Annotated in this window: 1 protein-coding gene; it reads right to left on the reverse strand. The window is 42.4% G+C overall.

The window, feature by feature from the left end; all coding sequences use genetic code 11:
- A partial coding sequence (locus tag LKE08_RS00150) for a reverse transcriptase domain-containing protein (protein WP_324702173.1) occupies positions 1 to 297 on the reverse strand: 297 nt, incomplete at both ends.

Below are 297 nucleotides of genomic sequence, written 5' to 3' on the forward strand. Positions count from 1 at the left end.
AGACCTCTTCCCCCCGATTTCTTCCCGGATGTATGTTTTCCTTTTGGATATTGCCTGATATTGAACCCCAGGAAGTCAAATCCGGATGGGACTTTTTCTCCGTCCACTTCGATTTCTCTTAGTGTATGACAGATTCTTGTCTTTTCCGGTTTGAGTTGAAGTCCAATGGGCTTTAACCATTTGGAGATAGCAACCTTGCACTGTTCAATGATTTCGAGTCTTGGTGATATGACTACGAAATCATCGGCATATCTAACGACCGTTGCTTGTACTCTATTTCCTTTCTTTGGAAAGAGT

Source organism: Lyngbya sp. CCY1209 (assembly GCF_035615495.1).
In the GTDB taxonomy this organism is placed as follows: domain Bacteria; phylum Cyanobacteriota; class Cyanobacteriia; order Cyanobacteriales; family Microcoleaceae; genus Limnospira.